Raw genomic sequence first — 21,958 nt, forward strand, 5'->3', positions numbered from 1 at the left:
GCTGATGCTGCTCGGCACCGCCGCCTGGGCCGAGGGGCCCCTGGAACGCCGGACGCTCGTGGGCCGGCTGGCGTCGGGCCGCCTGGCGGACCTGAACCGCATCGAGGGCATGCGCCTCCGCAAGCTGGGGGAAGGCGATCCGGAGCGGCTGGCCGAGGCCCTGATGCCCGGAAGCCTCCGGCGCCTGCTGGAAGGCGGAGCCCGAGCCCTGGCCCGGGCCAAGCAGACCCTGGCCTACGCCGAGAAGTGGGACCGCCGCGGCACCCTGCCGGAGTCCCTGGCTCCACTTCCGGAATCCGTGAACCTGCTGCCCTGCCTGCCCCGGCCCGCGGCGCTGCACCGGGCCGACAGGACCGCCCTCGACCGCTTCCAGGTGAGGGGGCCCGGGGCGGAGCTGATGGAACTTCCCCGTCCCGGCCTGGCGGTCCTGGGCCTGGCGGGCGGGGGCGCCGCGGGGTTCTGCCTGGCCCTGGAGGATGGAGGAAGCGTCCTGCTGGGAGCCTGGATGGTGGACGCCTGGCCGGAGGGAAGCCTCGAGCTGCGGGCGGGGGCCGCCCGCCGCAGCACGCCCCTCGGGGCCTGGGAGGGCCTGGAGCTGCCGACCCTTCGCCCGGGCGAGGCTCTGCTGCTGCCGGTGCCGAAGCTCAAGCCTCTGCAGGAGCTGCTGCCGGGAGCCGAGGTCCTGGTGGGCACGGCTTTCGAAACGCTGATCCTTCGGGCCGGCCCGGAGGGCATCCACCCCACCGTGCACTGAGCCCTCAGGGCACAGTCCGGATCACCGGCGGATGCTGGGCGAGGGCGACGCGGATCAGGGGGTCCAGCTGGGCTTTGAGGGTCTCGGAGGGGAGGATGGTGCCCGCCGCCTGCTTGGTCATGACCAGGCCAGCGCAGGTTCCGTCGGCGGCCACCCAGGGGGCCCAGCCGAAGGTGCCGGTGCTCGAGTAGCGGATCACGGGCGACCCTGGGGCCGGCGGCGTGCCACCGGCGGTCTCCAGCCAGTTGCCGAGGGCATAGTGGTAGGTCCACCCGGCCGCATCCTGGTAGGGGCTGTAGGCGAGGGTGGTGGCGGGGCCGTAGCCGTCGGTCCGCTGGTCCGAGACCAGGGAGGGCGACAGGAACACTGCCGAGCCATCCCGCCCGCCGCGCAGCTGCATCATCAGGAAGCGCATGTACTCCAGGCCGGTGCACCGCAGGCCCCCGGCCGGGTTGGGATTGGGACCGCCGCCGCTGTAGATGCTGTCGGGGGACCAGCCCATGGGGTCATGCAGCTGCTCTGCGAAGATCTGGGCCCAGGGCTTGCCTGTGGCCACCTCCGCCATGCGGGCGGCAATGCGCATGTGGGTGCTGCCGTAGTAGAAGTAGCTGCCCGGCGCCGAGGCGGTGGCGGCGAAGTCGCTGTAGATCTGGTCCACGGCCGCCCGGAGGCTGATCAGCACGTTTTCCGAGGCGGCGTCGTCCCCGCTGATGCCCGAGGTGAAGCTGAGCAGGTGGCGCAAGGTGACCTGGCCCATGTTTCCGGCCCAGGGGGCGCCGCCGGGGTCCGCGAGGAGGTCGCTGGTCTTCGTGTCGAGGCCGTGGGGGAAGGCGCCCGCGGCCACCAGGCGGAGGATCACGGTGCTGGTGACCCACTTGGAGCCGGAAGCCACCAGCACGGAATCCTGGTTCGTGAAGCCGCCGAAGGACCGGGAGTACACCACGCCGTCTGGCGTAGCCACCTCCACGCACAGTCCGCCCGGGAACTGGGACTGGGCGGCCTGGACGGCGGCCGTCACCGAGGCCCAGGGGTCGGCGGCGGGCGGAGGAGGCGCGGAGGAGGACCCTCCACCCCCGCACGAGAGGAGCAAGGCGAGTCCCAGGCACCACCCTCCCTGACGCATCCCACCTCCCTCAATCAGCCTATCGACCCTGGCGCCGGGGGCGCGGTTGAGAGCCCGGTGATCGGTGTCGCGACAATCCCATCGGCGCTATCCTGCGGGCCCCTGCCCGAGGAGCGGCCATGTCCACGAACACCGTCCACCTCCACCGCGTGCTCCGTGCCAGTCCCGACAAGGTCTACCGCGCCTTCCTGGACCCGGACGCCATGGCCAAGTGGCTCCCGCCCCACGGTTTCACGGGGAAGGTCCACCACCTGGAGGCAAAGGTCGGCGGCACCTACCGGATGTCCTTCACGAACTTCGGGACGGGCAGCAACCACAGCTTCGGTGGCGAGTATCTCGAGCTGGTGCCCGGCGCGCGCATCCGGCACACGGACACCTTCGACGATCCGAACCTGCCCGGGACCATGGAGACGGCCATCTCCCTGAAGGCCGTGTCCGTCGGCACGGAGGTGGACATCGTGCAGGCGGGCATTCCGGCCGTCATCCCGCCGGAGGCCTGCTACCTGGGCTGGCAGGAGTCGCTCCTGCTGCTGGCTCAGCTGGTGGAGGCGGAGATCCCTGACGGAGCCTAGCCCCGCATCATCTCCGCGATGAGGAAGGCCATCTCCAGGCTCTGGGTGCCGTTCAGGCGCGGGTCGCAGCCGGTCTCGTAGGCCTTGGCCAGGTCCGCCTCGGAGAGGCCCTCACTGCCGCCGGTGCACTCGGTGACGGCCTCGCCCGTGAGCTCGATGTGGACGCCGCCCAGGTGGGAGCCGTGGGCCCGGTGGAGCTCGAAGGCCTGGCGCAGCTCCGAGAGGATGGCGCCGAAGTCGCGGGTCTTCAGGCCCTGGGCGCTCTCGGCGCCGTTGCCGTGCATGGGGTCGCAGCTCCAGAGTACCGGGTGATCTGTGGCCTGCACGGCCGCCAGCAGCGGCGGCAGGGCCGCCTGGATCTTCGTGGCGCCGAAGCGGGAGATGAGGGTGACCCGGCCCGGTTCCCGGTCCGGGTCCAGGCGGTCCAGGAGGGCCGCCAGGTGCTCGGGCGTGGCGCTGGGGCCCACCTTCACGCCGATGGGGTTGCGGAGGCCGCGCAGGTACTCGATGTGGGCGCCGTCCAATTGGCGGGTCCGCTCGCCCACCCAGAGGGTGTGGGCCCCCAGGTTGTAGTAGGCGGAGCTCTCTCCCACCCAGCGGGTGAGGGCCTCCTCGTAGGGCAGGAGCAGGGCCTCGTGGCTGGTGTAGAAGTCGATGCGCTCCAGGGCGTCCCGCTGCACGCCGCCCAGGGCCTCCAGGAAGTCCAGGGATTCGCGCACCTGGTCCAGGGTGCGCCGGTACTCGGGCACCCGGCCCGCCTCGCCGGGCAGCTCCCAGCGCTCGGGGTGGTGCAGGTCCGCGTAGCCGCCGGCCGCCAGGGCCCGCAGGTGGTTGAGGGTGGCGGAGGCGTGGAAGTAGGCCTCCAGCATGCGCCCGGGGTCCGGGCGGCGGGCCGCCTCGTCCGCCTCCAGGCCGTTCACGAGATCGCCGCGGTAGCTGGGCAGCTCGCGGCCCCGGACCATCTCCGTGGGCCTGCTGCGGGGCTTGGCGAACTGGCCGGCGATGCGGCCCACCCGCACCACGGGCTTCCGCCCGCCGTGGGTGAGGGCCACGGACATCTGGAGCAGCACCCGCAGCTTGCCCGCGATGGATTCTGCCGTGCAGTCCTTGAACTGCTCCGCGCAGTCGCCGCCCTGGAGGAGGAAGCGCCGGCCCGCGGCGGCCTCGGCCAGCAGGCCCCGGAGGCGGTCCACCTCCTGGGGCACCACCAGGGGGGGCATGCGGCGGAGCCGCGCCAGGACGCCCTCCAGCTCGGAGGGATCGTCGTAGGCCGGCTGCTGCGCGGCGGGGCAGCGCTGCCAGCTGTGGGGGTTCCAGGGCGCCATCGGACCTCGGGGACGAAGGTCCAGTCTACCCGTTCGACGCGGCCCCGCCGGGCTCCGGTTCCACGGGGGTGATCCACCGGTAGCCTTCGCCGCCCACCGTGGTGATCCAGGGCGAACCGAGCTCCTCTCCGAGCTTGCGGCGCAGGTTGGCGATGTGGACGTCCACCGTGCGGGCGCTGGGGCGGGCGTCCGGCTCCCAGGCCAGCTGAAGCAGCTCCTTGCGGCTGTGGGTCCGGCCCGCGTGGGAGATGAGGATCTCCAGCAGGCGGAACTCGCGGGGGGTCAGCTCCAGGGGCCGGCCTTCCCGCCGGGCCTCCAGGCGCGGGAGGTTGAAGCGGAAGGGGCCGGACCGCAGCAGGGTCGGCCGGTCCACGGGGCGGGTCCGGCGCAGGATCGCCTTCACCCGGGCGACGAGCTCCAGCACGGAGAAGGGCTTCACCAGGTAGTCGTCGGCCCCCAGGCTCAGGCCCTTCACCCGGTCCGCCTCCTCGCCCCGGGCCGTGAGGAGGAGCACGGGCACGTGGTCCCGCCGGTCCCGGAGGGTGCGGAGGACCTCGAACCCGTCCAACTGGGGCAGCATCAGGTCCAGCACGATGAGGTCCGCCGCCCGGGCCGTGTGGGCCGCCAGGGCGGGCACACCATCCTCCACGGCCTCCACGGAGTAGCCTTCGAAGCTCAGGTTGTTGACGAGGAGTTGGCAGAGGGAGGGCTCATCCTCCACCACGAGGATGTGGGTCACGGCATCTCGCTCAAGGATCGTGCTTCATCCACGATGCGAGCATTGCCTTGGAAAGGCAAGTTGGATTGGCTGCAATTTCCTAGTTCGGATATTCCTTCAGTACCGGCTGTCCGCGGGCTTTCCGCCCCGGGGCCAGTCGTTCACCTTCCCGGGGAAATCCGGCCGGGGCTGATGGGTGAAGTAGGCGGACACATCCCAGGCCTCCTGGGCGGTGAGGGGCTCCGTTCCGCCCAGCCCGCTCATGTTGGCCTTCACGAAGGCCGCGGCCTTGCTGGTGCGGGCCATGCCGGCCCCGAGGTTGAAGGACCGGGGACCCCAGAGCGGCGGAATATCCGCGGAGCCCTGGCCGTCCTCCCCGTGGCAGACCACGCAGGCCCGGGCGTAGATCGCCTTGCCGCGTTCCGGATCCGCGGGCGCGAGGGCCTGCAGGGGGGGATTCCCCCGGCCCACCACCTCGGCTCCCACGGGGACGTCCCTGGACAGCCACCAGACATAGGCGAGCAGGCCGCGCATTTCCTCGCTGCTGGTCGGGAGGGGCTTGCCGTTCATGGAGCGCAGGAAGCAGCCGTTGATGCGGTCCTCCATGGTTCCCACGCGCCCGGCCCGGGGCAGGTAGGTGGGGAAGACGGCCCAGAGGCCCACCATGGGCGCGGCGTGGGGCGCCTTCCCGGCGTCCAGGTGGCAGCTGCTGCAGCTGAGGGCATTCCCGGAATAGGCCGGCGCGTACTTGGGGGTGTTCGTGAAGATCTTCTGGCCCAGGCGGATCGCCTCGCCGACGGGCCCCGGGGGGATGGTCGCCTCCTGGGGCGCCTTCAAGGGCACCTGGACGGGCTTCGGCGGCTCGGCGGCCACCATGCCCAGGCTGAGAACCACGAGGCCCATCCATGAACGCGTCATGACTTCCCCCATCAGGGCGGGTGCCGCCCGCCTGATGGTAGGCCCCGGGAGGAACCGTGCCCCGTGATCCTGGTCATCTCTGAAGGTGTCAGGCGGGTGGAAACCGAGTGGAAACGGGACCGGCCGTTCAGGCGACCGGCACCTCCAGAAGGGCCGAGAGGCCCTCGCCGGGAGCCGAGGTGAAGGAGAGTCCCCAGCCTTCCTGCTCCGCCACCTGCACCAGGAGGCTCAGGCCGAGCCCCTGCCCCTCCCGCATGAACCCCTCCTTCCCCTTGGAGCGCAGGCGCTGGAAGGGCTTGCCCAGGGCCTTGAGCTGGTGGGGTTCCAGCCCGTCCCCCTCGTCGGTGACCCGGAGGCAGAGGCGCCGCCGGGTCCGCCAGGATTCCAGGGTGACCCGTCCACGCCCGTGGGTCAGGGCGTTCTCCACCAGGGTGAGCAGGGCCGAGCGCAGGGAGGGCAGCGGGGCCCGCCCCGAGGCCTCCGCCAGCTGGATCTCCAGGGGCCGGTTCTCGACCTCGAATCCCGGGCGCAGGTCCTCCACCACGTCGCGGATCCAGGCGGGGGTGGCCAGGCCGTGGGGACCGGAGGCGCCCCCGCCGCGGATGACGCGCAGGCCGGTCTCGATGATGGTGGTGAGGTGGTCCACCTCCTCGCCGATCTTGAGCAGCTCCTCGTCGGCCCGCTCGGGGCTGAGGCGGCCAAGGCGCAGGGAGTCGCAGCGGAACTTGAGGATGGCCAGCGGCGTCTTGAGGCTGTGGGTCATGGATGCCATGCGGTCTGCGTCCAGCTCGGCCTTGCGCCGGGTCCGGTGCCGCAGCCACAGGCCCAGCAGCATGGCGAGCCCCACGGAGAGGGCCACGCCTGAGACCAGGCGCCGCTGGGACTTGAGCGTCCGACGAAAAGCCGCCTGGTCGTCGTCGAAGGCCACGCCGCCCAGGGACCAGCCCTCTCCGAAGGCGTTGGTCTTGGTGATGGAGCCCAGGGGCAGGACGATGAGCCGCTGGGGATCGGCCTGGAGGTTGGGCTGGGCCCCCCAGGGCTGGGGCTTCAGATCCTTCCGCGTGGCGTCAGACTCCCGGAGGAGCCCCATGCGCAGGGCCCGGCGGGGGGCCAGGGCGATGCCCAGCTCGCGCTCCACGTCCGGGGACCCGGGCCGCCAGCGCTTGATCACCAGCCAGCGGTCCGAGAGCAGGACCACCGTGGCCACCCTCCCGAAGTCGGGATCCTGCTCCTGCGGCGGGTTCCACTCGAAGCGCTGGGCCATCTCGGCGTGGGTCATCCATCCCAGGTACTGCTGGGTCTGGGCGGGGTCCCGGGCGGGGACCAGGTGGTCGCCCTCGCGGACCCAGAGGTGGCGGCCCTCGAAGCGGTCCAGCAGGGCCACCACCAGGGGCTGGTCGGCGAGAAAGCGGCTGACGTCCTCCTCATCGCCCCGCTGGATGCTGTGGAGGATCGGCAGGCTCTTCCAATGCCGCTCCACCGCCTCGAAGTCCACCCAGTGGGCTTCCATGTAGGCCTGCTGGGCGTTGCCGATCTGATCCATCAGGTAGTACCGGGGGGCGAAATACAGCACCCCCGCCGTCAACAGGCCCGCCAGGACCAGGAGGACGATGCCGCTCTGCTGCTGGAGGCGCTGCCACCGGGAGGTTCCGAAGCCGGGATGGAGGACGCGGAAGCGGGAGGTGCGATGGCGTGGCATGGGGGCTCGGCGGGAAGGGGGGTGACAGCCAGCTTAGCGGCCGCCGGCCACTTCCGGGCGCCTAAGAGTGCCTAACAAATCCCCGACGGGGCCGCGAGAAAGCCAGGTGGGATGCACCGCAAGGAGGGGCCCGCAGGGCAATGCGGGACATCGTTCAAGGGCCCTGACGCCGCGGGGCGCCCACCTGGCTTTCTCCCTCCGGGCGAGGGCCGGCGGGGAGGCTCCACCTCCGCGAGGAACGAGCGGGAGGGCCCTGCGGGGCAGGGCCCACCAGGTGGAGGGCGATGCCGCTACGCCCTCCGTCTGACGGCACGCCTTGCGTGCCTCCCACTCGCCTACGGCTCGTGGAGCCGGAGCCTCCCTCGTATTCCTCGCCTCGCTCGCCCGGCGACCCTCGCGCGGCCTCGTGGGGGTTTTGCTAGGCGCTCTAACCCAGGGCCAGCATCCGCTCCAGGGGCTTCAGGGCCTTCAGGCGGGTGGCCTCCTCCAGGCGGATCTCGGGCTGGAGGTCCCGCAGGCAGAGGTAGAGCTTCTCCAGGCTGTTGAGCTTCATGTAGGGGCAGAGGCTGCAGTTGCAGCCGCTGTCCGCCGGGGCGGGGATCAGGTCGGCGTCGGGTCGCCGCTGGCGCATCTGGTGGAGGATGCCGGCCTCGGTGGCCACGATGAAGGCCTTGGCGCTGTCCTTGGCCACATAGTTCAGCAGGGCGGCCGTGGAGCCCACGAAGTCCGCCAGCTGGCTCACGGTGGCGTCGCACTCGGGGTGGGCGATGAGCTTGGCTTCGGGATGCTGGGCCTTGAGGGCCGCCACCCGCTTGGCCGTGAACTGCTCGTGCACGATGCAGAACCCGGGGAACAGCACCATGTCCCGGCCCGTCTGCTGCATCACCCACTTGCCCAGGTGGCGGTCCGGGGCGAAGACGATCTTGCGATCCTTCGGCAGGCTCTCCACCACCCGCACGGCGTTGCTGCTGGTGCAGATGACGGTACTGAGCGCCTTCACGCCGGCAGAGCAGTTGATGTAGCTCACCACGTCGTGGTCGGGGTACTGCTTCAGCCACTCGGCAAAGTGGTCCGCGGGGCAGCGGTCCGCCAGGCTGCAGCCGGCGTCCATGTCGGGGATCACGACCGTTTTGCCGGGGTTGAGGATCTTGGCGGTCTCGGCCATGAAGTGGACGCCGCAGAAGGCGATGACGTCGGCATCGGCCTTGGCGGCCTGCTGGCTGAGCTGGAGGCTGTCGCCCACGAAGTCGGCCAGGTCCTGGATTTCGGGCTCCTGGTAGTAGTGGGCCAGGAGGACCGCCCGCCGCTCGGCCTTCAGCCGCCGGATCTCGGCAGGCAGGTCGAGGCCCGCGGGGATGCTTTCGAGGTCGGGGACATAGGGGGCGGTCAGGTCCATGACCCCATTCTAGGCCTTCTCAAGGAACCGGCGGATCCGCTGTCCGGGACCCGGGTCGTCGAAGACGGCGGCGAAGGCCGCCCGTTCCCAGGCCAGGGCGGCGGGGCGGGGGGTCCCATCCTGCCGCCTCTGGAGATCCTCCAGGAGAAAAAGAGCTCGTTCGCAGGCGGGAAAATCTGTCGCCACAAGGGGGATTCCGCTACCCTGGGGATGGATCGCAGGATCCAGGTGGACATGGGAATCCGATGGCTGCCCCCGAGGGGCGGACGTCGGTCCTTTTGTATTTACAGTCATCTTTCACCACCGTCCAAAGGGGGGACACATGGCCAAGGCGCCGGCGCCAGACACTTCCAGCATCTCACGGCTGGACCAGACCAAGATCAGCCAGTACTTCGGCTGCAACACCTTCAGCGAGCGGACCATGCGCGACCGTCTGCAGAAGGATGTCTACAAGGCCTACCGCCAGGCGCTGAAGCGCGGCGAGGCCCTGTCGCCCGAGGTGGCCAAGAGCGTGGCCCAGGCCATGAAGGACTGGGCGCTGGAGCAGGGCTGCACCCACTTCACCCACTGGTTCCTGCCCATGACCGGCGCCACCGCGGAGAAGCACGACGCCTTCATCTCCTGGGACGAGCCGGGCCAGGTCATCGAGCGCTTCAGCGGCAGCCAGCTCATCCAGGGCGAGCCCGACGCCAGCTCCTTCCCCTCGGGCGGCCTGCGCGCCACCTTCGAGGCCCGCGGCTACACGGCCTGGGATCCGGCCAGCCCGGCCTTCCTCATCGAGGGTCCCATCGGCAAGACCCTTTGCATTCCCACGGCCTTCGTGGGGTACCACGGCGAGGCCCTGGACCACAAGGTGCCCCTGCTCCGGTCCATGGAGGTGGTGTCCAAACGCGCCATCGAGGGCTTGGCCCACTTCGGCGTGGCCGCTGACGCGGTGGTGGCCCAGTGCGGCCCCGAGCAGGAGTACTTCGCCGTGGACCTGGAACTGGCCCAGCAGCGGCCGGACCTCATGTTCGCCAACCGCACCCTCCAGGGCGCCAAGCCCCCCAAGGGCCAGGAGCTGGAGGACCACTACTTCGGCAGCATCAAGGAGCGGGTCCTCGGCTTCATGCAGGAGGTCGAACTGGAGTGCTTCAAGCTCGGCATTCCCGCCAAGACCCGGCACAACGAGGTGGCCCCCAACCAGTTCGAGATCGCCCCCATCTACGAGGCCGCCAACATCGCCAGCGACCACAACCAGCTGCTCATGGAGATCCTGAAGTCCGTGGGCGAGCGCCACGGCCTGGCGGTCCTGCTCCATGAGAAGCCCTTCGCCGGCGTCAACGGCAGCGGCAAGCACGTGAACTGGAGCCTGGCCACGGACGAGGGCCAGAACCTGCTGGAGCCCGGCCAGACCCCCGAGGAGAACCTGCAGTTCCTCTACTTCCTCAGCGCCACCCTGAAGGCCATCCACACCCACGGCGGCCTGCTCCGCGCCGCCATCGCCAGCGCCGGCAACGACCATCGCCTGGGTGCCAACGAGGCGCCGCCCGCCATCATGTCCGTGTTCCTCGGCGCCCAGCTCAGCCACATCCTTGACGCCATCGAGAAGGGCGCCGCCGCCGACGCCTCCTCCCAGCGCATCCTGGATCTCGGCATCGGCAACCTGCCCCGCATCGAGAAGGACGCCACGGACCGCAACCGCACCAGCCCCTTCGCCTTCACGGGCAACAAGTTCGAGTTCCGCGCCGTGGGCTCCAGCCAGCCCATCGCCCTGCCGCTGACGGTGATCAACGCCGCGGTGGCCGAGGCGCTGGAAGGGCTGAACGCCAAGCTGGAGGCGGAGATCAAGGCCGGCAAGGAGCACCGCGCTGCCGTCCTGTCCGTGGTGCGCGAAGCCATCATCGAGACCAAGTCCATCCGCTTCGAAGGCAACGGCTACTCCGACGAATGGAAGGCGGAGGCCGAGCGCCGTGGCCTTCCCCACGCGAAGGACACGGTGGCGGCCCTGCACATCTGGGAGAACCCCGCGGCCAAGTCCGTGTTCTCCAAGCCGGGCATCCTGTCCGAAGGTGAGTTGGAGTCCCGCATCCACATCCGCCACGAGCAGTACCAGAAGGCCATCGCCATCGAAACGCAAGTGCTGCGGGAGATGGCGGAGACCCAGATCCTGCCCTCCATCACGGCGGACCTGGGAGCCCGGGCCAAGAGCCTCGGCCGGCTGGCTGCCGCGGGCATCGCGGTGCCCGAAACGCTGAAGGCCGCGCTGCAGGCCCAGGCCACCCTCGCGGGCGAGGCCCAGTCGCGCCTTTCCGCCATGAAGACCGCCCTGGCCGACGCGGACGCCATCGAGGACCTGCACGCAAGGACCGAGGCCTTCGGGCAGAAGGTGAACGAGGCCAAGCACGCGCTGAGGGAGGTGCTCGACCTCCTGGAAGAGGCCTGCGACGCCGACCTCTGGCCCCTGCCCAAGTACTGGCAGCTGCTGTCGCCCCTGCTCTAGCTTTTTCCAGTCCTCACGAAAACGGGCCGCGATCGCGGCCCGTTTTCGTAGGTGGGAGGTGCCTATCGGCCGAAGCGGAACACCGCGCTGACCTGAACCCAGGTGGCAGTGTCGAAGCCGAAGCCATCGTTGCCGTTCTTGTCCACGAAGACCTGGTTCAGGCTGCCTTCGAGGGAGAACATCTTGTTGAAGGTGTAGCCGCCGCCGCCGCGGATGCCGAGCTTGCCGCTCTGGCTGGCGCTGCCGCTGAAGCCGTTTCCGCTGTAATCGTCCTTGACGCTGTTGAGGGAGGCGCCGGCGATGGTGTACCAGCCCTGGTTCGGGCTCTGGAAGCTGTAGACCCAGTCGGCACCAATCTGCAGGATCTTGAAGTCGTTGTTGACATCAGCCGGACCGCCCCAGCCGGAGCCGGGAAGGTTGTGGTAGGTCAGCTGGGCGCGGACCTGGTGGTGGGAGGTGATGTTGAAGTCCAGGTGACCGCCGATGTGGGCGCCGAAGAACTGGTTGGTGCCGAAATCGGTCTTGTCCTTCAGGTCCCCGACCGGCAGGGAGAGCCCCGTCTGCAGTCCGCCAGTGATGTCCTGGGCGGCGAGGGGCAGGCCCAGAAGGGCGAGGGCAAGGGCAACGCGGTGACGCATGAGACCTCCGACAATGACGGGCCCCGGTGTGAGGCCGGTCCCAGCCTAGCGAGGTACTGTCACAATTGGATCATCCGAAGGATCTATGCGCGGGGCTCGAGCGTGACGCCGCGCCCGCTGAGGATCCGCTGCTCGATGCGCGAGGTGCTGTGGCCGGGGAGGAAGGGCAGGAGGACGAGCCTGCCGCCGCGGGCCTCCACGATCTCGCGGCCCACCACGTTGTCCGGCGTGTAGTCCCCGCCCTTCACCAGCACGTCTGGCTGGAGGGCGCGGATGAGCTCCAGCGGCGTGTCCTCCCTGAAGAGCACGACCGCATCCACGCTGCGCAGGGCCAGGAGGATGGCTGCCCGGGCGGCCTCGTCCTGCAGCGGCCGGCCCGGCCCCTTCAGGCGCGCCACGGAGGCGTCGCTGTTGAGGCCCACCACGAGGAAGTCGCCCAGGGCGCGGGCCTCGGCCAGGTACTGCACGTGGCCGGGGTGGATCAGGTCGAAGCAGCCGTTGGTGAAACACAGCCTTCCCGGACGGGGGACAGCCTGGAGAAAGGCTTCAGGGCTCTGGAAGAAACGGGTCGGTGACGGCATCTGAAGACCGGGATAAAATGAAAGGTTCAGGGAGAAGTCCCAGGAGAAGTCTGCCATGCCGCTCTATGAATACCGTTGTGAAGCTTGTGGCCAGCCTGAGGAGAAGCTGGAGAGCATGTCCGCCCCCGACACGCATGCGTGCCCGGCCTGCGGCGAGCCCGGCGGCATGAGGCGGCAGGTGTCCGTGTCGGCCTTCGCCCTGACCGGCGGGGGGTGGTACAAGGGCGCCGCCTCCGCCCCCGCCACATCTTCCGCTTCGGCCCCGGAGGCCCCCAAGGGCGGCCATGGCTGCGCCGCTGGCGGCTGCGGGTGCCCCCTGGCCGGGTGAGGCCCCTCTCCAGGTTTACGCCTGGTGCGTTGACTTCCCTGGCCATTCCGATAACCTAGATGGTTCCGGCCCCGTGGGCCGGCGCAGGATTTCATCCGTCCGACGTTCTCCGGAGCCTCCATCGCGGCGAACCTCTCGGGCCCAGGCCCGGATCCACCGGTGCCTTCCTTGGAGGATGGTGTGCCTACCATCAATCAGCTGATCCGCCTCGGGCGGAAGACGTTCCAGAACAAGACGAAGAGCCCCGCGCTCGACGCCTGCCCGCAGAAGCGTGGCGTGTGCACCCGCGTGTTCACCACCACCCCCAAGAAGCCGAACTCCGCGCTTCGCAAGGTGGCCCGCGTGCGCCTCACCAACGGCATCGAGTGCACGACCTACATCCCGGGCGTGGGCCACAACCTGCAGGAGCACAGCATCGTGCTCATCCGCGGCGGCCGCGTGAAGGATCTGCCGGGCGTGCGCTACCACGTCGTCCGCGGCACCCTGGACGCCACCGGCGTCGCGGGCCGCAACCAGTCCCGTTCCAAGTACGGCGCCAAGCGCCCCAAGGCTGGCGCCGCGCCGGCCAAGAAGAAGTAGGGGAGGTGAAACATGGCCCGTCGCAACGCACCCGCCAAGCGTGAGATCCTCCCGGATCCCGTCTACAACAGCCTCGTCGTCTCCAAGTTCGTGAACATCCTCATGGAGCGCGGCAAGAAGGCCACCGCCGAGCGCATCCTCTACGGGGCGCTGGAGATCGTCGCCAAGAAGTCCGGCGAAGAGGCCCTGGAGGCCTTCCAGAAGGCCCTCAACAACATCAAGCCTTCGGTGGAAGTGAAGTCCCGCCGCGTGGGCGGCGCCACCTACCAGGTGCCCGTGGAGGTTCCCCAGAACCGCCGCCAGTCCCTGGCCATGCGCTGGCTGAAGATCTACTCCTCCTCCCGCGGCGAGCGCACCATGCGCGACAAGCTGGCCGGCGAGATCCTCGACGCCATGAACTTCCGCGGCGCCGCCATCAAGAAGAAGGACGACGTCCACAAGATGGCCGAGGCCAACAAGGCCTTCGCGCACTTCCGCTGGTAGCAGCCCATCCGACCGGAAGGAGCCGCCAACCCGGCGGCTCCTTCCGCGAAGGTCTTTGAAGCACGTCCCGACTCCGTTTCTGCATTGATCCTTTCAGGAGGCCGCTGTGGCCCGCCAGACCCCCCTCGAGCGCTACCGGAACATCGGCATCATGGCGCACATCGATGCCGGCAAGACCACCACGACGGAGCGCATCCTCTACTACACCGGCAAGATCCACAAGATCGGCGAGGTGCATGAGGGTGCCGCGACCACCGACTGGATGGTGCAGGAGCAGGAGCGGGGCATCACCATCACCTCCGCCGCCATCACGGCCGCCTGGACGCCCCAGACCGGCCAGCTGAAAGGCGTGGAGCACCGCATCAACATCATCGACACCCCGGGCCACGTGGACTTCACGGCCGAGGTGGAGCGCAGCCTCCGCGTGCTCGACGGCGCCGTGGCCGTGTTCTGTGCCGTGGGCGGCGTGCAGCCCCAGTCCGAGACCGTGTGGCGCCAGGCCGACAAGTACGGCGTGCCCCGTCTGGCCTTCGTGAACAAGATGGACCGCACCGGCGCGGACTTCTTCCGCGTCGTCAAGATGATGCAGGACCGCCTGAAGGCGCGTCCCTGCCCCATCCAGATCCCCATCGGCGCCGAGGAGAACTTCAAGGGCGTGGTGGACCTGATCCTGATGAAGGCCGTCACCTTCGACGATGCCGACAAGGGCTTCAAGACCCTCTACGGCGAGATTCCCGCTGACCTGGTGGAGACCGCCAAGGAGTGGCGCGAGAAGATGGTCGAGATGGTCGCCGAGACCGACGAGCACCTCATGGAGAAGTACCTGGGCGGCGAGGAGCTCACCGAGGCCGAGCTGCGCGAGGGCATCCGCAAGGGCTGCGTGTCGCTGGCCTTCACGCCCATGACCTGCGGCTCCGCCTTCAAGAACAAGGGCGTCCAGCCCATGCTCGACGCCGTGGTGAGCTACATGCCCTCGCCCCTGGACATTCCCGCCATCAAGGGCATGGACAGCGACGGCAACGAGGTGGAGCGCAAGGCCGACGACAACGAGCCCTTCAGCGCCCTCATCTTCAAGATCATGGCCGATCCCTTCGTGGGCTCCCTGGCCTTCCTGCGCGTCTACTCCGGCATCCTTCCGGCCGGCTCCGGCGTCTACAACGCCAACAAGGGCCGCCGCGAACGCATCGGCCGTCTCCTCCAGATGCACGCCAACAAGCGCGAGGACATCGAGGAGGTCCGCACGGGCGACATCGGCGCCGCCGTGGGCCTGAAGGACGTGCTCACGGGCCAGACCATCTGCGACGAGAACAACCCGGTGGTGCTCGAGTCCATGGACTTCCCGGATCCCGTGATCCAGGTCGCCATCGAGCCCAAGACCAAGGCCGACCAGGAGAAGATGGGCATCGCCCTGGCCCGCCTGGCCCAGGAGGATCCCACCTTCAAGGTGAAGACCGATCCCGAGACCAACCAGACGATCATCGCCGGCATGGGCGAGCTGCACCTCGAGATCATCGTCGACCGCATGATGCGCGAGTTCAAGGTCGAGGCCAACGTGGGCAAGCCCCAGGTGGCCTACCGCGAGACCATCCGCAAGCGGGTGGAGTCCGAGGGCAAGTTCGTGCGCCAGTCGGGCGGCCGCGGCCAGTACGGCCACGTCAAGCTCATCGTCGAGCCCAACGAGGTCGGCAAGGGCTACGAGTTCATCAACGAGATCAAGGGCGGCGTGGTTCCCAAGGAATACATCAAGCCCACCGACGAAGGCATCCAGGAGGCCATGCACTCCGGCGTCCTCGCCGGCTACCCCGTGGTGGACATCAAGGTGACCATCTACGACGGCAGCTTCCACGAGGTGGACTCCAACGAAATGGCGTTCAAGATCGCCGGCTCCATGGGCTTCAAGGCCGGCTGCGAGAAGGCCAGCCCCGTGATCCTCGAGCCCATCATGGCGGTCGAAGTCGAGACCCCCGAGGACTACATGGGCGACGTCATCGGCAACCTGAACAGCCGCCGTGGTCGCATCGAGAACATGGAGGAGCGCTCCGGCTCCAAGGTCATCACCTCCAAGGTGCCCCTGGCCGAGATGTTCGCCTACTCCACGACCCTGCGCTCCATGACCCAGGGCCGCGGCACCTACACCATGCAGTTCTCGCACTACGAAGAGGCTCCCCGCAACGTGGCGGAAGAAATCATCGCCAAAGTGAAGGGTGCCAAGTAGCGTAGCGGGGGTTCCGCGCTCCGCTACGCTGCGCGCACACCCCCGCACCCCCGCAACTCGACCCGGTAAAACCGGCTCTCGTTGCCTTCAGTTTTAGTCATTTCTTGCTTTACCTGAAGTCTTAGCCCCCTCCGGGGGTGAGGCCGTCCTTCGAACCTTCGGGTTGCCGGGCCTCCTGATCCACCCGCTTCCTCCTCCGGGAGGTCGTGCGTTCTCTCAAAAAGCCGTTGAATTTGCAGCGGCTTTTGTTATGCTGATCAGCCCTGTCCCTGTCGTTGGGACGGATTTACATGGGCGGTCAGCGCCCCACGTCTATGGACGGTCCCCGTCCCAATGGAGTGAGCATGAAAGACAACATCCGCATCCGTTTGCGTGCCTTCGACCACCGTCTGCTCGATCAGAGCACCCGCGAGATCGTGGACACCGCCAAGCGCACGGGCGCCCAGGTGGCCGGGCCCATCCCCCTGCCGACCCGGACGAACAAGTACACCGTGAACCGTTCCCCCCACGTGGACAAGAAGAGCCGGGACCAGTTCGAGATCCGCACGCACAAGCGGCTGCTGGACATCCTGAACCCGACTCAGAACACCGTGGACACCCTGATGCGCCTCGACCTGCCTGCTGGCGTCGACGTGGAGATCAAGGTCTTCAGCCGCCAGGGCAACCGGTAGAGGGGGGAGAAAACATGTCCAAAGGAATCATCGGCAAGAAGCTGGGGATGACCCAGATCTTCAATGAGCAGGGCCAGATCGTCCCCGTGACCGTCATCCAGGCCGGCCCCTGCGTGGTCGTGATGCGCAAGACCTCCGCCAAGGATGGCTACGAGGCCGTGCAGATCGGCTACGTGGACCCCAATGGCGGCAAGCGTGCCTCCAAGGCCGAGAAGGGCCACTGCGAGAAGCAGGGCGTCGCTCCGGTCCGCGTGCTGCGCGAGATCAAGGTGGACGCGGCTGACACGTCCAAGCCCGGCGACAGCGTCCTGGCCAGCGCCTTCGAGGCGAAGACCAAGGTGAACGTCACCGGCATCAGCAAGGGCAAGGGCTTCGCCGGCGTCATCAAGCGGCACCACTTCGCTGGCGGCCGCGCGACCCACGGCTCCATGTTCCACCGCGCTCCCGGCTCCATCGGCCAGTCGAGCTACCCCAGCCGCGTGTTCCCCGGCATGCGCATGGCCGGCCACATGGGCGACGCCCAGGTGACCGTGCGCAACCTGGAGATCGCCAAGGTGGACGCCGAGAACAACCTGCTGCTCATCAAGGGCGCCGTCCCCGGCCCCAAGGGTGGGTACATCGTCATCAAGCAGGAGGCCTAGGATGGCAGCGTTCCAGCACCCCGTCGTCAACCTCGACAACAAGCAGGTCGGCACCGTCGACCTCCTGCCCGAGGTGTTCAAGCTCGAGGACCTGAACGAGCACCTGATCTGGGAAGCGGTCCGCCACTTCCTGGCCAAGCGCCGCTCCGGCACCGCCAAGACCAAGGACAAGTGGGAAGTCAGCGGCTCCGGCAAGAAGCTCTGGAAGCAGAAGGGCACCGGCCGCGCCCGTGTGGGCTCCATCCGCAGCCCTCTGTGGAAGGGCGGCGCGACGGTCCATGGCCCGCACCCCCGTTCCTATGACTACGCCTTCCCCAAGAAGGCCCGGCGCGCCGCCCTGCGGAACGCCCTGTCCGCGAAGCTCGCGAGCGGCCAGATGCTGGTGGTCGAGAGCTGGGAGGTCGAGTCCCACAAGACCAAGGCCCTGATCCAGACCCTCGGCAAGCTCGGCGTCACCGGCTCCGCCCTTCTGGTGGGCACCGAGGCCAGCGAGAAGCTCTCCCGCGCCGCCGGCAACAACCCGAAGCTGCAGACCGTCGAGAGCCTGGGCGTGAACGTCTATGAGCTCCTCAAGTACGACCAGGTGATCTTCTCCAAGGAAGCCGTCCTGGCCCTCCAGGAGGTGGTGAAGCCATGACCAAGATCTTCGACGTGATCCGCAAGCCCCTCCTCACGGAGAAGGGCCAGATCCTGCGGGAGAAGAACATCCAGGTGTTCGAGGTGGCCACCTGGGCCACCAAGCACCAGATCCAGGAGGCCGTGGAGCTCCTGCTCCAGTCCAAGGTGAAGAGCGTCCGCACCGTGCGGATCCCCAGCCGGACCAAGCGCCTCGGCCGCTTCGTGGGGACCTCCAGCCCCCGCAAGAAGGCCTATGTCGAACTCGCCGAGGGCGCACCCGCGTCCGAGTAGGCGATCCATGGCGGACGGACAAGCTTTGCCCACTATCGCCCGCCCCTTTCAACCCTGAGGCAAGAGGACACCCATGAGCATCAAGCAGCTCAAGCCCACGACCCCCGGTCAGCGCGGCATGTCCAAGTTCGGCTTCGAGGAAATCACGACGGACACGCCTGAGCGTTCCCTGATTGCCAAGAAGAACCGCACTGGCGGCCGGTCCAACACCGGTCGGGTCACCACCCGCCACATCGGCGGCGGCCACAAGCGCCAGTACCGCATCATCGACTTCAAGCGCAACAAGCTCGAAGTCCCGGCCAAGGTCGCGACCATCGAATACGATCCCAACCGCACCGCCCGCATCGCCCTTCTGGTCTACGCGGACGGCGAGAAGCGCTACATCCTGGCCCCCGATGGCCTGGAAGTGGGCCGCACCGTGGTGGCCGGCAAGAACGCCGACATCCTGGTGGGCAACGCGCTGCCCCTGCGGAACATCCCCGTGGGCAACACGGTGCACAACATCGAGATGAAGCCCGGCAAGGGCGGCCAGATCGCCCGCGCCGCCGGCACCTTCGCCCAGCTCGTGGCGAAGGAGGACGACTACGCCCAGCTCCGCATGCCCTCCGGCGAGATCCGCAAGATCCACCTGGACTGCTACGCGACCATCGGCACCGTCGGCAACCTGCAGCACGAGAACATCCAGATCGGCAAGGCCGGTCGCACCCGCTGGAAGGGCATCCGCCCGACCGTCCGCGGCGTGGTCATGAACCCCGTCGACCACCCCCACGGTGGCGGCGAGGGTCGCACCTCCGGTGGCCGTCACCCGGTGACGCCCTGGGGCCAGCCGACCCGTGGCTACAAGACCCGTGGCAACCGTCGCACGGACAAGTTCATCGTCAAGCGGATCAACTAGGAGGCCCGACAATGGCACGTTCCCTGAAAAAAGGCCCGTTCATTGACGCCCACCTCCAGAAGAAGGTGGAAGTCGCCCAGGCGGCCAACGACAAGCGCGTGATCAAGACCTGGTCCCGCCGCTCCACCGTGGTCCCGCAGATGATCGGACTGACCCTCGCCGTGCACAACGGCAACAAGTTCATTCCTGTCTATGTCACCGAGAACATGATCGGCCACAAGCTGGGCGAGTTCGCCCTGACCCGCACCTTCAAGGGTCACGCTGGCAAGGCCGACACCAAGGCGAAGGGGAAGTAGCGATGGCTGAGATCGTTTCCAGCGCCACCGTTCGCCACCTGCGCGGTTCGGCCCAGAAGGCCCGCCTCGTGGTGGACATGATCCGCGGCAAGCACGTCGGCGAGGCCCAGTGGGTGCTCGCGCAGGCCAAGAAGTACGCCGCCGCCCCCATCCGCAAGCTCCTGGATTCCGCCGTGGCCAACGCCATCGACAAGAACCCGTCCGTCAACCCGGACGAGCTGATGGTCAAGACCGCCTTCGTGGACGAGGGCTTCCGCATGAAGCGGGTCCGCCCTGCGCCCATGGGCCGCGCCTACCGGGTCCAGAAGCGCACCTGCCACATCACCATCCAGCTTTCTGCGGCCGGGGAGGAGTAGTCATGGGTCAGAAGGTCCACCCCTACGGGTTCCGCCTCGTCCACCAGAAGAACTGGCGCAGCAAGTGGTTCTCCAAGCGCGAGTACTCTTCGCTGCTCCACGAGGACATCAAGCTGCGCCGCGAGCTCAAGAAGCAGCTGCACAGCCTGAATGCGATGATCTCGAAGATCGACATCGAGCGCGCCGCGGACAAGGTCACCGTGCGCATCTTCACCGCCCGCCCCGGCATCGTCATCGGCCGCAAGGGCGCCGAGATCGACAAGCTGCGCGAGGATCTCCAGAAGCGCCTGAACCGTCCCGTGTCCGTCGACATCCAGGAGATCAAGAAGCCTGAGGTCGATGCCCAGCTCGTGGCCGAGGGCGTGGCCCAGCAGCTCGAGCGCCGCATCGCCTTCCGCCGCGCCATGCGCAAGGCGGAGGAGGCCGCGATCCGCTTCGGCGCCAAGGGTTTCAAGATCAAGGTCTCCGGCCGCCTGAACGGCGCCGAGATCGCCCGGACCGAGGACTACCTCTCCGGTCAGATGCCCCTGCAGACCATTCGCGCGGGCGTGGATTACGGTTTCGCCGAGGCCCGCACGACCTACGGGATCATCGGCATCAAGGTTTGGGTGAACCTGGGCGACCAGGTTGCCGAGACCGTGAAGCGCTGAGGTGACCCCATGCTGATGCCCAAGAAGGTCAAGAACCGCAAAACCCAGAAAGGCCGCACCCGCGGCGTCGCCACCCGCGGCAACGATCTCGCCTTCGGCGATTTCGGCCTCAAGGCGACGGAGCACTGCTGGCTGACCAACCGTCAGATCGAAGCCGCCCGTATCGCCATGACCCGCCACATCAAGCGCGGCGGCAAGATCTGGATCCGCATCTTCCCGGACCGTCCCACTACCTCGAAGCCCGCGGAGACCCGCATGGGCTCCGGCAAGGGGGCTCCGGACGGTTGGGTGGCAGTGATCCGCCCCGGCCGCATCCTCTTCGAGATGGAGGGGGTGACCGACGAGGTGGCGCGCGAGGCCCTGCGTTTGGCCCAGATGAAGTTGTCCGTGGCGTCTGAAATCGTCACCCGCACGCCGCCGGAGGAGTGATCGCCATGACCAAGAAGAATCCCTTTTCCGATTTGACCGGCAAGAGCGTCGAGGAGCTGGCGCAGCTGGAGGCCGAGCTGGCCGCCAAGCGGTTCACCCTCCGCTTCCAGCACGCCGTGGGCCAGGTCGAGAACACCGCCGAGATCCGCAAGACTCGCCGTGAGCTCGCCCGTGTCAAAACCGCCCTGGCGACGAAGCTGGCCTAGGAGATCCCATGAGCCTCGAAAACAAGATGATTCGTAACGGCGTCGTGGTCTCCAACAAGGCCGACAAGACCGTGGTGGTGAAGGTGGAGCGCAAGTTCCAGCACCCGCTCTACCACCGCACGGTCAAGCAGACCGCCAAGTTCATGGCCCACGACGAGACCAACGCCTGCGGCATCGGCGACGTGGTCAAGATCGTGGAGACCCGCCCCCTTTCCAAGCGCAAGCGCTGGACGGTCCTCGAGATCGTCCAGAAGGCCGGCGAGTAAGGAGCTCACATGATCCAGATGGGAACCATGCTCACCGTCGCCGACAACTCCGGCGCCAAGAAGATCTGCTGCATCCTGCCCCTGGGCGGCGGTGTGGGCAAGATCGCCCAGCTCGGCGACGTGATCACCGCCTCCGTCAAGGAAGCGATCCCGGGCGGAACGGTCAAGAAGAAGGCCGTCGTCCAGGCCGTGATCGTCCGCCAGCGCAAGGCCTACCGCCGCAAGGACGGCTCCTACATCCGCTTCGACGAGAACGCCGCCGTCATCATCAAGAAGGATGGCGAGCCCGTCGGCACCCGCGTGTTCGGCCCCGTGGCCCGCGAGCTGCGCGAGCGGAAGTACATGAAGATCGTCTCCCTCGCCCCTGAGGTGCTGTAATGGAAGCCACCACCACCAAGATGAAGCTCAAGAAGGGCGATCAGGTCGTCGTCATCGCCGGCAAGGAGAAGGGCAAGACCGGGACCGTCTCCAAGGTCAGCCCCGCCACCAACCGGGTGGTCGTCGCCGGCGTCAACATGATCAAGAAGGCCACCAAGCCCAATCCCCAGACCGGCGAGGGCGGCGGCATCGTCGAGAAGGAGGCGTCCATCCACGCTTCCAACGTCATGCTCCTCGACGCCAAGACCGGCAAGGGCACGCGCAAGCGGGGTTGATTCTCTCCGAGGGTTCCGCGCTCCGCTACGCTGCGCGCACACCCCCGGGCCCCCGCGTCCTCGGAGGCTGAGCCTCCTCGGACCTACCTGATCGGGTGTTCCGGGACCCTGGAACCACCGCACCGCCTTTGAAATACAAGCTTTTGCCTTCCCAGGGGCCTTCGTTCATGGGAAG

General features: G+C 68.1%; 27 protein-coding genes and 1 pseudogene. 20 read left to right on the forward strand and 8 right to left on the reverse strand.

Annotation, left to right across the window (positions count from 1 at the left end; all coding sequences use genetic code 11):
- The first annotated feature begins 4 nt into the window (after positions 1 to 4).
- Positions 5 to 754: a hypothetical protein gene (locus tag ML539_RS10790; RefSeq protein WP_243323766.1), complete on the forward strand. Its 750-nt coding sequence runs from the start codon at positions 5 to 7 to the stop codon at positions 752 to 754.
- A gap of 4 nt (positions 755 to 758) precedes the next feature.
- Here ML539_RS10790 and ML539_RS10795 read toward each other — a convergent pair whose 3' ends face one another.
- Complete coding sequence (locus ML539_RS10795) at positions 759 to 1,877, reverse strand: serine hydrolase (protein WP_243323768.1); 1,119 nt, start codon at positions 1,875 to 1,877, stop codon at positions 759 to 761.
- Positions 1,878 to 1,996: 119 nt separating this feature from the next.
- On the opposite strand from ML539_RS10795, the gene ML539_RS10800 reads away from it, so the two are divergent.
- The gene (locus tag ML539_RS10800; RefSeq protein WP_243323778.1) at positions 1,997 to 2,449 is read left to right on the forward strand and encodes an SRPBCC family protein; all 453 of its coding nucleotides are present in this window, start codon (positions 1,997 to 1,999) and stop codon (positions 2,447 to 2,449) included.
- Here the strand turns inward: ML539_RS10800 and ML539_RS10805 are convergent.
- The 5 genes from ML539_RS10805 to nadA form a co-directional block, all read right to left on the reverse strand.
- Positions 2,446 to 3,774, reverse strand: coding sequence for a 3-deoxy-7-phosphoheptulonate synthase class II (locus ML539_RS10805; protein ID WP_243323779.1), 1,329 nt, complete (start codon positions 3,772 to 3,774; stop codon positions 2,446 to 2,448). The genes ML539_RS10800 and ML539_RS10805 overlap by 4 nt on opposite strands.
- Positions 3,775 to 3,799: 25 nt before the next feature.
- Positions 3,800 to 4,513 carry a response regulator transcription factor gene (locus ML539_RS15710; RefSeq protein WP_243323781.1) on the reverse strand — a complete coding sequence of 238 codons (714 nt, stop codon included), beginning with the start codon at positions 4,511 to 4,513 and terminating at the stop codon, positions 3,800 to 3,802.
- 96 nt (positions 4,514 to 4,609) lie between these two features.
- On the reverse strand, positions 4,610 to 5,410 hold the full coding sequence (locus ML539_RS10815) for a c-type cytochrome (protein ID WP_243323784.1): 801 nt from the start codon (positions 5,408 to 5,410) through the stop codon (positions 4,610 to 4,612).
- A 127-nt stretch (positions 5,411 to 5,537) separates the two neighbouring features.
- Positions 5,538 to 7,109, reverse strand: a complete 1,572-nt coding sequence (locus ML539_RS10820) for a HAMP domain-containing sensor histidine kinase (protein WP_243323786.1) — start codon at positions 7,107 to 7,109, stop codon at positions 5,538 to 5,540.
- Positions 7,110 to 7,536: 427 nt separating this feature from the next.
- The gene (nadA, locus tag ML539_RS10825; RefSeq protein ID WP_243323788.1) at positions 7,537 to 8,505 is read right to left on the reverse strand and encodes a quinolinate synthase NadA; all 969 of its coding nucleotides are present in this window, start codon (positions 8,503 to 8,505) and stop codon (positions 7,537 to 7,539) included.
- A 322-nt stretch (positions 8,506 to 8,827) separates the two neighbouring features.
- On the opposite strand from nadA, the gene ML539_RS10830 reads away from it, so the two are divergent.
- Positions 8,828 to 10,987: a glutamine synthetase III gene (locus ML539_RS10830; protein ID WP_243323789.1), complete on the forward strand. Its 2,160-nt coding sequence runs from the start codon at positions 8,828 to 8,830 to the stop codon at positions 10,985 to 10,987.
- Positions 10,988 to 11,049: 62 nt separating this feature from the next.
- Here ML539_RS10830 and ML539_RS10835 read toward each other — a convergent pair whose 3' ends face one another.
- The gene (locus ML539_RS10835) at positions 11,050 to 11,625 is read right to left on the reverse strand and encodes an outer membrane beta-barrel protein (RefSeq protein ID WP_243323792.1); all 576 of its coding nucleotides are present in this window, start codon (positions 11,623 to 11,625) and stop codon (positions 11,050 to 11,052) included.
- A gap of 83 nt (positions 11,626 to 11,708) precedes the next feature.
- Positions 11,709 to 12,140, reverse strand: a pseudogene (gene rfaE2 / locus ML539_RS10840) (D-glycero-beta-D-manno-heptose 1-phosphate adenylyltransferase); the annotation flags it as partial.
- Positions 12,141 to 12,261: 121 nt separating this feature from the next.
- Here rfaE2 and ML539_RS10845 point away from each other — a divergent pair.
- The 17 genes from ML539_RS10845 to rplX all read left to right on the forward strand — a co-directional run bounded on the left by ML539_RS10845 (position 12,262) and on the right by rplX (position 21,783).
- A complete protein-coding gene (locus ML539_RS10845; RefSeq protein ID WP_243323807.1) occupies positions 12,262 to 12,534 on the forward strand; it encodes a zinc ribbon domain-containing protein in 273 nt (90 codons plus the stop codon).
- 180 nt (positions 12,535 to 12,714) lie between these two features.
- The gene (rpsL, locus tag ML539_RS10850) at positions 12,715 to 13,113 is read left to right on the forward strand and encodes a 30S ribosomal protein S12 (RefSeq protein WP_026852760.1); all 399 of its coding nucleotides are present in this window, start codon (positions 12,715 to 12,717) and stop codon (positions 13,111 to 13,113) included.
- A gap of 12 nt (positions 13,114 to 13,125) precedes the next feature.
- A complete protein-coding gene (gene rpsG / locus ML539_RS10855; RefSeq protein ID WP_243323809.1) occupies positions 13,126 to 13,596 on the forward strand; it encodes a 30S ribosomal protein S7 in 471 nt (156 codons plus the stop codon).
- Positions 13,597 to 13,702: 106 nt separating this feature from the next.
- The gene (gene fusA, locus ML539_RS10860) at positions 13,703 to 15,811 is read left to right on the forward strand and encodes an elongation factor G (protein ID WP_243295499.1); all 2,109 of its coding nucleotides are present in this window, start codon (positions 13,703 to 13,705) and stop codon (positions 15,809 to 15,811) included.
- 344 nt (positions 15,812 to 16,155) lie between these two features.
- Complete coding sequence (gene rpsJ / locus ML539_RS10865) at positions 16,156 to 16,482, forward strand: 30S ribosomal protein S10 (RefSeq protein ID WP_043483643.1); 327 nt, start codon at positions 16,156 to 16,158, stop codon at positions 16,480 to 16,482.
- A 14-nt stretch (positions 16,483 to 16,496) separates the two neighbouring features.
- On the forward strand, positions 16,497 to 17,123 hold the full coding sequence (gene rplC, locus ML539_RS10870) for a 50S ribosomal protein L3 (RefSeq protein WP_243317342.1): 627 nt from the start codon (positions 16,497 to 16,499) through the stop codon (positions 17,121 to 17,123).
- Position 17,124: 1 nt separating this feature from the next.
- Positions 17,125 to 17,760 (forward strand): 50S ribosomal protein L4, encoded by a 636-nt coding sequence (gene rplD, locus ML539_RS10875; protein WP_243288438.1) that lies wholly within the window; start codon positions 17,125 to 17,127, stop codon positions 17,758 to 17,760.
- Positions 17,757 to 18,032: a 50S ribosomal protein L23 gene (locus tag ML539_RS10880; protein WP_026852754.1), complete on the forward strand. Its 276-nt coding sequence runs from the start codon at positions 17,757 to 17,759 to the stop codon at positions 18,030 to 18,032. Before rplD ends, ML539_RS10880 begins: the two co-directional genes overlap by 4 nt.
- A 73-nt stretch (positions 18,033 to 18,105) precedes the next feature.
- Positions 18,106 to 18,927: a 50S ribosomal protein L2 gene (rplB, locus tag ML539_RS10885; protein WP_243295500.1), complete on the forward strand. Its 822-nt coding sequence runs from the start codon at positions 18,106 to 18,108 to the stop codon at positions 18,925 to 18,927.
- An 11-nt stretch (positions 18,928 to 18,938) separates the two neighbouring features.
- Complete coding sequence (gene rpsS / locus ML539_RS10890; protein ID WP_026852752.1) at positions 18,939 to 19,223, forward strand: 30S ribosomal protein S19; 285 nt, start codon at positions 18,939 to 18,941, stop codon at positions 19,221 to 19,223.
- Positions 19,224 to 19,225: 2 nt separating this feature from the next.
- On the forward strand, positions 19,226 to 19,579 hold the full coding sequence (gene rplV / locus ML539_RS10895; RefSeq protein ID WP_043483641.1) for a 50S ribosomal protein L22: 354 nt from the start codon (positions 19,226 to 19,228) through the stop codon (positions 19,577 to 19,579).
- Positions 19,580 to 19,581: 2 nt separating this feature from the next.
- Entirely contained in the window at positions 19,582 to 20,229 is a 648-nt protein-coding gene (gene rpsC / locus ML539_RS10900; RefSeq protein ID WP_243317343.1) for a 30S ribosomal protein S3, read from the forward strand.
- Between the two features lie 9 nt (positions 20,230 to 20,238).
- Positions 20,239 to 20,658, forward strand: coding sequence for a 50S ribosomal protein L16 (gene rplP / locus ML539_RS10905; protein WP_243295501.1), 420 nt, complete (start codon positions 20,239 to 20,241; stop codon positions 20,656 to 20,658).
- A gap of 5 nt (positions 20,659 to 20,663) precedes the next feature.
- Complete coding sequence (rpmC, locus tag ML539_RS10910) at positions 20,664 to 20,864, forward strand: 50S ribosomal protein L29 (RefSeq protein ID WP_026852748.1); 201 nt, start codon at positions 20,664 to 20,666, stop codon at positions 20,862 to 20,864.
- A gap of 8 nt (positions 20,865 to 20,872) precedes the next feature.
- A complete protein-coding gene (rpsQ, locus tag ML539_RS10915; RefSeq protein WP_026852747.1) occupies positions 20,873 to 21,130 on the forward strand; it encodes a 30S ribosomal protein S17 in 258 nt (85 codons plus the stop codon).
- 9 nt (positions 21,131 to 21,139) lie between these two features.
- Positions 21,140 to 21,508: a 50S ribosomal protein L14 gene (gene rplN / locus ML539_RS10920; protein WP_026852746.1), complete on the forward strand. Its 369-nt coding sequence runs from the start codon at positions 21,140 to 21,142 to the stop codon at positions 21,506 to 21,508.
- Positions 21,509 to 21,528: 20 nt separating this feature from the next.
- Positions 21,529 to 21,783, forward strand: a complete 255-nt coding sequence (gene rplX / locus ML539_RS10925; RefSeq protein WP_347710762.1) for a 50S ribosomal protein L24 — start codon at positions 21,529 to 21,531, stop codon at positions 21,781 to 21,783.
- The last annotated feature ends 175 nt before the right edge of the window (positions 21,784 to 21,958 follow it).

Source organism: Geothrix sp. SG200 (assembly GCF_022808935.1).
Lineage (GTDB): Bacteria > Acidobacteriota > Holophagae > Holophagales > Holophagaceae > Geothrix > Geothrix alkalitolerans.

Bases quoted from the DNA above. Each gene is read 5' to 3' on its own strand.
- ML539_RS10790 (WP_243323766.1), top strand. From the start codon at position 5: ATGCTGCTCGGCACCGCCGCCTGGGCCGAGGGGCCCCTGGAACGCCGG.
- ML539_RS10795 (WP_243323768.1), bottom strand. From the start codon at position 1,877: ATGCGTCAGGGAGGGTGGTGCCTGGGACTCGCCTTGCTCCTCTCGTGC.
- ML539_RS10800 (WP_243323778.1), top strand. From the start codon at position 1,997: ATGTCCACGAACACCGTCCACCTCCACCGCGTGCTCCGTGCCAGTCCC.
- ML539_RS10805 (WP_243323779.1), bottom strand. From the start codon at position 3,774: ATGGCGCCCTGGAACCCCCACAGCTGGCAGCGCTGCCCCGCCGCGCAG.
- ML539_RS10815 (WP_243323784.1), bottom strand. From the start codon at position 5,410: ATGACGCGTTCATGGATGGGCCTCGTGGTTCTCAGCCTGGGCATGGTG.
- ML539_RS10820 (WP_243323786.1), bottom strand. From the start codon at position 7,109: ATGCCACGCCATCGCACCTCCCGCTTCCGCGTCCTCCATCCCGGCTTC.
- nadA (WP_243323788.1), bottom strand. From the start codon at position 8,505: ATGGACCTGACCGCCCCCTATGTCCCCGACCTCGAAAGCATCCCCGCG.
- ML539_RS10830 (WP_243323789.1), top strand. From the start codon at position 8,828: ATGGCCAAGGCGCCGGCGCCAGACACTTCCAGCATCTCACGGCTGGAC.
- ML539_RS10835 (WP_243323792.1), bottom strand. From the start codon at position 11,625: ATGCGTCACCGCGTTGCCCTTGCCCTCGCCCTTCTGGGCCTGCCCCTC.
- ML539_RS10845 (WP_243323807.1), top strand. From the start codon at position 12,262: ATGCCGCTCTATGAATACCGTTGTGAAGCTTGTGGCCAGCCTGAGGAG.
- rpsG (WP_243323809.1), top strand. From the start codon at position 13,126: ATGGCCCGTCGCAACGCACCCGCCAAGCGTGAGATCCTCCCGGATCCC.
- rpsJ (WP_043483643.1), top strand. From the start codon at position 16,156: ATGAAAGACAACATCCGCATCCGTTTGCGTGCCTTCGACCACCGTCTG.
- rplC (WP_243317342.1), top strand. From the start codon at position 16,497: ATGTCCAAAGGAATCATCGGCAAGAAGCTGGGGATGACCCAGATCTTC.
- rplD (WP_243288438.1), top strand. From the start codon at position 17,125: ATGGCAGCGTTCCAGCACCCCGTCGTCAACCTCGACAACAAGCAGGTC.
- ML539_RS10880 (WP_026852754.1), top strand. From the start codon at position 17,757: ATGACCAAGATCTTCGACGTGATCCGCAAGCCCCTCCTCACGGAGAAG.
- rplB (WP_243295500.1), top strand. From the start codon at position 18,106: ATGAGCATCAAGCAGCTCAAGCCCACGACCCCCGGTCAGCGCGGCATG.
- rpsS (WP_026852752.1), top strand. From the start codon at position 18,939: ATGGCACGTTCCCTGAAAAAAGGCCCGTTCATTGACGCCCACCTCCAG.
- rplV (WP_043483641.1), top strand. From the start codon at position 19,226: ATGGCTGAGATCGTTTCCAGCGCCACCGTTCGCCACCTGCGCGGTTCG.
- rpsC (WP_243317343.1), top strand. From the start codon at position 19,582: ATGGGTCAGAAGGTCCACCCCTACGGGTTCCGCCTCGTCCACCAGAAG.
- rplP (WP_243295501.1), top strand. From the start codon at position 20,239: ATGCTGATGCCCAAGAAGGTCAAGAACCGCAAAACCCAGAAAGGCCGC.
- rpmC (WP_026852748.1), top strand. From the start codon at position 20,664: ATGACCAAGAAGAATCCCTTTTCCGATTTGACCGGCAAGAGCGTCGAG.
- rpsQ (WP_026852747.1), top strand. From the start codon at position 20,873: ATGAGCCTCGAAAACAAGATGATTCGTAACGGCGTCGTGGTCTCCAAC.
- rplN (WP_026852746.1), top strand. From the start codon at position 21,140: ATGATCCAGATGGGAACCATGCTCACCGTCGCCGACAACTCCGGCGCC.
- rplX (WP_347710762.1), top strand. From the start codon at position 21,529: ATGAAGCTCAAGAAGGGCGATCAGGTCGTCGTCATCGCCGGCAAGGAG.